Source organism: Oscillibacter sp. UBA6647, assembly GCA_002455655.1.
In the GTDB taxonomy this organism is placed as follows: Bacteria; Bacillota; Clostridia; order Oscillospirales; family Oscillospiraceae; genus Oscillibacter.
In genome coordinates, this window is the sequence record DKLF01000137.1 from 45,068 (window position 1) to 45,533 (window position 466).

Annotated in this window: 1 protein-coding gene; it reads left to right on the top strand. The window is 59.7% G+C overall.

The window, feature by feature from the left end; all coding sequences use genetic code 11:
• The coding region (locus B2W96_RS10260) for a stage V sporulation T C-terminal domain-containing protein (protein ID WP_293010197.1) at window positions 1-453 on the top strand (453 nt) is incomplete at its 5' end.
• Window positions 454-466 lie beyond the last annotated feature (13 nt).

Below are 466 nucleotides of genomic sequence, written 5' to 3' on the forward strand. Positions count from 1 at the left end.
GGCGACCCGTTAGAGATTTACACTAGCCGGGACGGCGAGGTCATTTTCAAAAAGTACTCGCTGCTGGGCGGCGTGGAGGATTTTGCCGGACAGCTTTGTGAGTCCGTCAGTAAGTCCACCGGCGCCATCTGCGCCGTCACCGACCGGGACACCATTGTGGCCGTGGCCGGCGGCGGGCGGCGGGAGCTGATGGGCAAGCACGTTTCTCCGGAGCTGGAGGAGCAGATGGAAACCCGGAAAGTCTATCAGGCAGACCCGGCCCAGCCTACCATGCCGGTAAGCGACTCTGTTGAGAAGTTTCAGGTTCTGCTGGCGGCCCCCATTTTGTCGGAAGGCGACCTGCTGGGCGCAGTGGTATTTGTCGGTCAGGGCCCCCTGATCCCCGTCTCCGAAACGGAATATAAGCTGGCGCAGACCATCGCCTCGTTTATGGGAAAACACATGGAGAGCTAACTGCAAAAAAACG